The organism is Gluconacetobacter sacchari, assembly GCF_014174255.1.
Lineage (GTDB): Bacteria > Pseudomonadota > Alphaproteobacteria > Acetobacterales > Acetobacteraceae > Gluconacetobacter > Gluconacetobacter sacchari.
The window spans coordinates 1-7369 of record NZ_JABEQJ010000061.1; the positions used below are offsets into that span (position 1 = coordinate 1).

Here is a 7369-nt window from a genome sequence, read left to right on the forward strand (position 1 = left end):
CGCGCGCTGGCCGGCGCGGCCGGCGGCGGATCGAACCGGGTCGGCCGGGGGGAAACCGGGCGCTCGGGCCGCGCGACATAGGCATCGCTGGCGGCAACGGGCGCGGGCGCCCGCACCGGCGGCGGGGCCGGGGATACGGGCTCGACGATCGGCGCGGGCGCGGCACGCGGCGCCACCGCCGGGGCCGGCATCCGCTCCTCGGGCCGCACGGCCAGCACACGCAGCTCGGCCTGGAGGTCCTCGATCTGCAACGCCAGCGCGTCCAGCCGCCCCTTCACGCCGAAGACGGCGAACGGCACCAGCATCCACAGAAAGACGAACAGCATCCCCAGGATCAGCAGGACAAGCTGGAGCCACCAGGGCATCCAATCGGAAAACGGAAACGGCATCAGCGCACGACCACGGAAAGAACGACCCCCATCCCCATGTCACCAGATCAGCCACCACGAGCGCAAGGATCGCGTGACCGCCCGCGCGGGCGGGGAACCGGGCCCCGGCGCAACCCGCCGGCACATGAAATCCGCCTCGAAAGGCGGATTTCCTACATGCCGAGGGCGCGGCGATAGATGTCCAGCAGCGTCTCCTGCTCTTCCACCTCGGCCGGCTCCTGCTTGCGCAGGCGGATGATCTGGCGGATGACCTTCACGTCGAAGCCGGCCGATTTCGCCTCGGTGAAGATATCCTTGATATCGCCGGCCAGGGCCTTGCGCTCTTCCTCCAGCCGCTCGACACGCTCGATAATGCTGCGCAGCCGGTCCGCGGCAATGCCGCCGACCGCCGCCGCCTTGTCGTCATCACCGAAATTTTCCGCGTCCATGGAACGGCCCGCCTCCAGCATGGGGAATGGAATTTCGCCCCGCCGGCCCGTCCCGGATCATGGATCGGGCCGCAACCGGTCGGCGAACGGCGGGCTTATCGTGGCCTCGGCGACCGGTCAATGGCAAGTTGAGGCAACTTGACAGGTCGCCGGGCCTCAGCCCAAACCCTTGCAGGCAGCTCATCCCCCCCATGACGGCGATGCCGGTCTCGTCACAGGCCACGACCGCGCCGCAACGTTCCGATGCAAGGAGGCCTTACCCGATGCCCCAGCTCCCGCCCGTCGATGTTTTCGACTATATCGTCTTCGGCGCCACCGGCGACCTGACCATGCGCAAGCTGCTGCCGGCGCTGTATTACCGTTTCCGCGACGGGCAGATCCCCGACCAGTCGCGGATCATCGGCACCGCACGCTCGCCCCTGTCGCGCGCCGACTACCAGGGCCGCGCCGAAAAGGCCCTGACCGAGTTCGTCAAGCCCGCCGACCTCGCCGACGGCACGGTGCGCCGCTTCCTGGACCTGGTCCATTATGTCAGCCTCAACGGTGCCGAGCCCGACAGTACCTGGCCCGCGCTGAAGACCCTGCTGGCCGAAAGCCCGGAAGACCGCATCCGCGTCTATTACCTCGCCACCGCTCCCGGCCTGTACGGCCAGATCTGCGAAAATCTCAGCACCCAGGGCCTGGTGACGGCGCAGTCGCGCGTCGTGCTGGAAAAGCCGATCGGCACCGACCTGGAGAGCGCCGACACGATCAATGACGGCGTCGGTCGGCATTTCCCCGAAAACCATATCTTCCGCATCGACCATTACCTGGGCAAGGAAACGGTCCAGAACCTGATCGCATTGCGCTTCGCCAATCCGGTGTTCGAGCGGCTGTGGTCCAGCGACGCGATCGACTACGTGCAGATCACCGCCGCCGAGACCGTGGGCGTCGAGGGTCGCGGCCCGTATTACGACAAGTCCGGTGCCCTGCGCGACATGATCCAGAACCACCTGTTGCAGGTGCTGTGCCTGGTGGCGATGGACCCGCCCGGCTCGCTGGAGGCCGACAGCCTGCGCAACGAGAAGCTGAAGGTGCTGCGCGCGCTGCGCCCGATCTCCCCCGACGACGTGGCGGCATTCACCGTGCGCGGCCAGTACGCGCGCGGCCGCGCCGCCGGCGGCCACACCCTGCCCAGCTACCTGGAAGATCTGGGCGAGGACGCGACCAGCGACACCGAAACCTATGTCGCCATCCGGGCCGAGGTGCATTCCTGGCGCTGGGGCAAGGTGCCGTTCTACCTGCGCTCGGGCAAGCGCCTGGCGGAAAAATGCAGCGAGATCGTCATCCAGTTCAAGGCGGCGCCCTGGTCGATCTTCCCCGGCACGCCGCGCGCCAACCGGCTGCTGATCCGCATCCAGCCCGACGAGGGCGTCACCCTGTCGGTCTCGACCAAGGACCCGACCCCCACCGACAGCCTCACCCTGCGCCAGGCCGACATCAACATCGCCTTCGAGAAGGCGTTCGGCACCCGCTACCCCGACGCTTACGAACGTCTGCTGCTGGACGTGGTGCGCGGCGACCCGATCCTGTTCATCCGTCGTGACGAGGTCGAGGCCGCATGGCGTTGGATCGATCCGATCCTGCGCGGCTGGGCCGAGGACAAGGCTCCCCTGTACACCTATCCGGCTGGAAGCTGGGGCCCGGAAGCGGCACGCGCCCTGCTGGCCCGCGACGGCCACGTGTGGCATGAGGATATGGCATGAAGGCACCAGCCGGCAAGACGACCGCCCCCAGCGGGACGCCCCCGCGCCGCCCCCGGCGGACGATGCGCCAGCGCATCGTCCGCCGGGTCGCGATGATGGTGCCGCTGGTGCTGCTGGCCACGGTGGCCGCGCGCATGGGCTGGCTGGACCAGGCGGCGGACCAGATCACCTTCCGCCACGCGAACTGGTTCGACGACACCGCGCTGGTCGAGCATTTCCGCACCGTGGTCACGCATAACGGCATGACCGACACCCCCGGCCGCTGCCTGCTGTTCATCGTCAACGGCAACGATCCACCGGATGCCGCCCGCTTCGACGTGATGGAAAAACATTCCGCCTCCTGCCCCGGAGACAGCAAGACGCTGCCCAAGCTGTTCACGCTCAAGGTGGACCGGATCGACCAGACGGTCCTGACCGACTGGGGCTCGCCGGGCACCTTCCACCCTCTCCCCCACTAAGCGCCCGCCCGGGCATGCGCGCCGGCGACGGTCCGACGCGCGTTTCCAGGCAGGCTCCGCCACACGCCAGCGACCAGAGCCCATGAGCACGACCGATATCCCGGCCCCCGGCAACCGGCGCGATTTCCTGACCCTGCTGACCCTGGCGGCCGGCGGGGCGGGGGTGGCCGCCTTTTCGTGGCCGTTCCTCGACAGCCTGCGCCCCGGCGATTCCGGCTCGGTCCGCCCGCCGATCGATGTCGACGTGTCGAAACTGCCCCCGGGCCAGCAGATCACCGTGGTCTGGCACGGCAGCCCGGTCTTCATCACCCACCGCACGCCCCAGGCGCTGGAGCGGCTGCAACAGGCCGCGCTGGCGGCGCGGCTGCGCGACCCGTCCTCGGCCGCGCTGCAACAGCCGCCTTACGCCGCCAACTGGCATCGCTCGATCGTCCCCGCCTACGGGGTGGTGGTCGGAATCTGCACCCATCTGGGCTGCGTGCCGACCTACGCCCCCACCCCCGATCCCGCGACGCCGGTCGCCAACTGGCCGGGCGGCTATGCCTGCCCCTGCCACGGCTCGAAATTCGATCTGGCCGGCCGGGTCTTCATCGGCGCGCCGGCACCCTACAACCTGCCGGTCCCGCCATACGCGATGCCAACCCCCACCACGATCCGAATCGGCGAGAACCCGCCCGGGGTCAGTTTCGACTTCTCGACGATCCAGCAGATCTGACCGATGCCGCAAAGGCCGCGCGCAGGCGCCGGCCGCCGAAGCGGATCGCCGCCTTGCCCCACGGCATGAACGAATACAGGTTCAGATAGCCGTGGATGGTGCCGGGAAAGCAGCGCACGTCCGCCTGCCCGCCCGCCGCCCGCAACGCCTCGGCATAGCCCGTCGCCTCGTCATGCAACGGATCGTACTCGGCGGGCACGATCACCGCCGGCGGCAGGCCGGCCAGCGAATCGGCGAAGATCGGCGCCAGCAGCGGATGCGTCAGGTCCTCCGGCGTGCGGGCATATTGCAGGGCATACCATTCCATCAGCCGGGTCGTCAGCATATAGCCCTCGGCATAGCGATGGCGCGACGGCACGTCCCGCGCGCCGTACAGCGAGGGATAATACAGCAACTGCATCGCCAGGTCCGGGCCGCCCCGGTCCCGCGCCAGCAGCGACAGCACGGCCGCCAGGTTGCCGCCCGCGCTGTCCCCCGCCACCGCGATCGGCCCGCCCCAGCGCCAGGCCTCGCCCGCCAGCCAGTCCAGCGCCGCCAGGCAATCCTCGACCGCGGCGGGGAAACGATGCTCCGGCGCCAGCCGGTAGTCGTAGGACAGGACCGCCGCCCCCGATTCCCGTGCCAGACGGCAGCAGATCCCGTGATGGGAATTCAACCCGCAATGCACGAATCCGCCACCATGCATGAACAGCACCGCGCCCCGCACCCGCCCATGGGGCACATACAGCCGCGCGGGCCGCAATTCCGTGGCGCCGGGAATCCGCAGCGCCAGCACGCGCCGCAGCGGCAGCGCGGACAGGGCCTGCGGAAAACAGGGCTGGTCCAGCGCCCTGCGCAGCGTGTCGAGGGTACGCGGCCGTTCCGCGCGGCGCGTGGCGCGGCCGTTCAGATGCCGCATCAGCAGGCGCGCCATCAACCCCGGCCGCCGGCGTCGTGAAGCTGGCTGGTCCATGCGTCGCCTCCCCCCGAACTCTCTTCTGTCTGATGCGGCGCATTCCCCCTTGACGCAACCCGGGGTCGCGGTCAGTTTCCGCCAGCCAGACGGTCGGGCGGCCGCTGTCGCATGGATTTCCATGCGATGGAGGAAAGTCCGGGCTCCACGGAGGAACGGTGCCGGCTAACGGCCGGCGGGGGCGACCCCAGGGAAAGTGCCACAGAAAACAAACCGCCCCCACGGCATTCCGGCTCGCCGGAGATGGTGCGGGCAAGGGTGAAACGGTGCGGTAAGAGCGCACCGCGCCCGCGGCAACGCGGGCGGCAGGGCAAACCCCACCGGGAGCAAGACCGAATAGGAACGGCAGACGGGTCGCGCGCGGCACCGTCGGGGGCGCCTCCGCCCCGTCGTTCGGGTTGGTCGCGTGAGGCGTGCCGCGAGGCGCGTCCCAGAGGAATGGTCGCCTATCCTTCTTACGAAGGTGGACAGAACCCGGCTTACAGACCGTCTGGCTTCATTTCCCCGCTCTTCCTTTCCCCACCAAGTCTCGCACACAATATTTGTTCTTGTTTTGATCTCATTTAACTAGAACATAACATAAACATCTGTCGTCGGGCGGCATTGAAGCCCCCATTCTGCACGAAGACTGGCAACCCGCCGCCGCTCAACTTGCCGAATTCTCAAAAAACAGCGGTTTTCCGCCAAAATCACTGCGCGTTTCATTTGACGTCCCATAAAATCCCATGATATCCCATGCAGACCCAGTACGCGGCACACATCCGGCGCGCGGCCACGCCTGCATCCAGAACCATTCCAGCCAAGGGGGCATCGCATAGCGTGAGTGTGTTCCTTGGCACCCACCAGAATCGCCTCGACGCCAAGGGCCGCGTCTCGATTCCGGCCGCCTTCCGCACCGCGCTCCGCGCCCAGGCACCCGCCGGCGAATCGCTGGTGGTCCTGCGCCCCTCGCACCTGCATCCCTGCATCGAGGCATGGCCGACGGCGGCCTTCGCGTCGCTGAGCCAGCCGCTGGACCGGCTGGACATCTTTTCCGACGACCATGACGACCTGGCCGCCGCCCTCTATGCCGACGCCTATCCGATGGACGCCGACCGCGAGGGCCGGATCATCCTGCCCGACCCGCTGAAGGAACATGCCGGCCTGACCGAGACGGTCGCCTTCATGGGGCTGGGCAAGATCTTCCAGATCTGGGAGCCCGCCGCCGCCGAGCGCCGCCGCGCGGAAGCCCGCACCCGCTCGCGCCAGGTCGCGGTGCCCGGCTCCCGCCCGGCCGCCCCGCGCCCGGAAGGCACGGCATGACCGCGATGACCGCGCCCCTCGCCGCACCCGGCCACATTCCCGTCATGCTGGCCGAAGTGCTCCGGATGCTGGCCCCGCGCGACGGCGCGACCTATCTGGACGGCACGTTCGGCGGCGGCGGCTATGCCCGCGCCATCCTGGCGGCGGCTCGCTGCACCCTGTGGGCGATCGACCGCGACCCCGCCGCCATCCGGCGCGGCGAAGCCTTGCAGGCCGAACTGCGCGCCGCCGAGGGCACCTGCCGCCTGCATATGGTCGAGGGCGGATTCGGCGCCATGCGCGCCCTGCTCGACGCTCGCGGCGCCCCGGCGCTGGATGGCGTGGTGATGGATCTCGGGCTCTCCTCCTTCCAGATCGACGAAGGCGCGCGCGGGTTCTCGTTCCGCCATGACGGGCCGCTGGACATGCGGATGGGCGACACCGGCCCCACGGCGGCCGACATCGTGAACCGGGCGGACGAATCCGACCTCGCGGACATTCTCTATCAGTATGGCGAGGAACGGCTGTCCCGCCGCGTGGCGCGCGCCATCGTCGCCGCCCGCGCCCAGGCGCCGATCCGGACGACGGCCCGGCTGGCCGAAATCATCCGCTCGGTCGTGCCGGGCGACCGCTCGGGCATCGATCCCGCCACCCGGTCGTTCCAGGGCCTGCGCATCCACGTCAATGACGAGCTGGGCCAGATCCGCGCGGGCCTGGACCAGGCGCTGGACATGCTGGCGCCCGGCGGCCGGCTGGTGGTCGTGGCCTTCCATTCGCTGGAAGACCGGCTGGTCAAGCAGGCCATGCATCGCGCGGCCGGCCGCCTGCCCGGTCCCTCGCGCCACGACCCGCGCTCGATCCAGCCCCCGGAGCAGGCCCCGGCCTACCGGCTGCTGACCGGGCGCACGCTACGCCCCGGCGACGCCGAAACCCACGCCAATCCCCGCGCCCGCAGCGCCCGCCTGCGCGCGATCGAACGCCTTCCCCTCGCGGACCAGTCAGACACCAGCCACGCGGAGCGCCGCTCATGATGCGAACCTTTACCGTCCTCTGCGCCGTGATGGCCGGCCTGTCCGGGTTGTTCCTCTATTCCAAGAAGCACCAGACGACGCTTCTGGACCAGCAGATCGCGCAGATCGTCGGCGACACCCAGCATATCCGCGAACAGACGGCGATGCTGCGCGCGGAATGGGCGCTGCTGAACCAACCCGACCGGCTGGGCAGCCTGGCGGCCCGTTTCCTGCCCGACATGCACCCGATGGCGCCCACCCAGTTCATCCAGATGGCCTCGCTGGCCGAGCGCCTGCCCGCGCCCGGATCGCGCCCCCTGGCGGCGGTCGATCCCCGCGCCTCCCGGCATGACAGCCTGCCCGCCCCCCCGCCGGCGCCCGCGCCGGCGAC

General features: G+C 69.5%; 8 protein-coding genes, 1 other RNA gene and 1 pseudogene. 7 read left to right on the forward strand and 3 right to left on the reverse strand.

Annotated elements, in window-relative coordinates; genetic code table 11:
- Positions 1-389, reverse strand: a pseudogene (locus HLH48_RS22205) (hypothetical protein); the annotation flags it as partial.
- 152 nt (positions 390-541) lie between these two features.
- Positions 542-817: a DUF2312 domain-containing protein gene (locus HLH48_RS22210; RefSeq protein ID WP_114727655.1), complete on the reverse strand. Its 276-nt coding sequence runs from the start codon at positions 815-817 to the stop codon at positions 542-544.
- 263 nt (positions 818-1080) lie between these two features.
- Here HLH48_RS22210 and zwf point away from each other — a divergent pair, with 263 nt between their 5' ends.
- From zwf to petA, 3 genes are all read left to right on the forward strand, one after another.
- Positions 1081-2562 (forward strand): glucose-6-phosphate dehydrogenase, encoded by a 1482-nt coding sequence (gene zwf, locus HLH48_RS22215; protein WP_182999637.1) that lies wholly within the window; start codon positions 1081-1083, stop codon positions 2560-2562.
- Positions 2559-3020 (forward strand): hypothetical protein, encoded by a 462-nt coding sequence (locus HLH48_RS22220; RefSeq protein ID WP_182999638.1) that lies wholly within the window; start codon positions 2559-2561, stop codon positions 3018-3020. Before zwf ends, HLH48_RS22220 begins: the two co-directional genes overlap by 4 nt.
- A gap of 82 nt (positions 3021-3102) precedes the next feature.
- The gene (petA, locus tag HLH48_RS22225; protein WP_182999639.1) at positions 3103-3735 is read left to right on the forward strand and encodes a ubiquinol-cytochrome c reductase iron-sulfur subunit; all 633 of its coding nucleotides are present in this window, start codon (positions 3103-3105) and stop codon (positions 3733-3735) included.
- Here petA and HLH48_RS22230 read toward each other — a convergent pair.
- On the reverse strand, positions 3701-4687 hold the full coding sequence (locus HLH48_RS22230) for an alpha/beta hydrolase (RefSeq protein ID WP_182999640.1): 987 nt from the start codon (positions 4685-4687) through the stop codon (positions 3701-3703). The two genes, petA and HLH48_RS22230, sit on opposite strands and share 35 nt — an antisense overlap.
- Positions 4688-4772: 85 nt before the next feature.
- Here HLH48_RS22230 and rnpB point away from each other — a divergent pair.
- The 4 genes from rnpB to ftsL all read left to right on the forward strand — a co-directional run.
- Positions 4773-5185: RNase P RNA component class A (rnpB, locus tag HLH48_RS22235), an RNA gene on the forward strand.
- Between the two features lie 321 nt (positions 5186-5506).
- Positions 5507-5989, forward strand: coding sequence for a division/cell wall cluster transcriptional repressor MraZ (gene mraZ, locus HLH48_RS22240; RefSeq protein WP_182999641.1), 483 nt, complete (start codon positions 5507-5509; stop codon positions 5987-5989).
- 5 nt (positions 5990-5994) lie between these two features.
- A complete protein-coding gene (gene rsmH / locus HLH48_RS22245; protein WP_246387716.1) occupies positions 5995-6999 on the forward strand; it encodes a 16S rRNA (cytosine(1402)-N(4))-methyltransferase RsmH in 1005 nt (334 codons plus the stop codon).
- On the forward strand, positions 6996-7369 hold a 374-nt coding region (gene ftsL / locus HLH48_RS22250; RefSeq protein WP_456305422.1), incomplete at its 3' end, for a cell division protein FtsL. The genes rsmH and ftsL, both read left to right, overlap by 4 nt.